This window comes from Vibrio sp. 1401 (assembly GCF_033340295.1).
Window position 1 is genome coordinate 1 of the sequence record NZ_JAWOWF010000334.1, and the last position, 724, is coordinate 724.

Consider the following 724-nt stretch of genomic DNA (forward strand, 5'->3'; position numbering starts at 1 on the left):
GCTGGTGGCGTGGAACCAGCGTTACCTAGAGCTGTTTGTATTCCCGCCCGGATTGATTCAAGTCGGCCGACCGATTGCTGATGTGATTCGCCACAATGCTGAGCAAGGTTTGTGTGGCCCCGGAGATCCTGAAGACCATGTACGCCGCCGCGTGTATCACCTTGAGCAAGGTACACGACATACCTCTTCCCGTGTGCGCCCTGATGGACGAGTGATTGAAGTGCAGGGTAACCCGATGCCCGGCGGTGGTTTTGTAATGAGCTTTACGGACATCACCGTATTCCGCGATGCCGAGCAAGCACTGAAAGACGCCAATGAAACGTTAGAAGAACGAGTGCGTGCGCGCACTAGAGAGTTGGAGCAACTCAATAAGCAGTTGGTGGCAGCGACGCAGCGTTCGGATTTGGAATCGAAATCGAAATCGCGTTTTTTAGCGGCCGTAAGTCACGACTTGATGCAGCCGCTCAATGCCGCCCGTTTGTTTGCGTCTTCACTTTCTGAAGTAGCCAAAGACAGCGAAACCCGCAAGTTGTCGGCACACATCGAAAGTGCGTTAGGCGCGGCGGAAGATTTGATCGGAGATTTGCTGGATATTTCGCGTTTGGAATCGGGTAAGTTGGAAGTCAATGTTCATGGCTTCGCGGTCAACGATGTTTTGGCGAACCTCAATGCGGAATTCAGCGCATTGGCCAAACAACAGGGGATCGAGTTCACTATGATCCCA

The 724-nt window shown here is 52.9% G+C and carries 1 protein-coding gene; it reads left to right on the plus strand.

Features of this window, described 5'->3' with window-relative positions:
• A partial coding sequence (locus R7Z77_RS25460; protein ID WP_318137063.1) for a PAS-domain containing protein occupies nucleotides 1-724 on the plus strand: 724 nt, incomplete at both ends.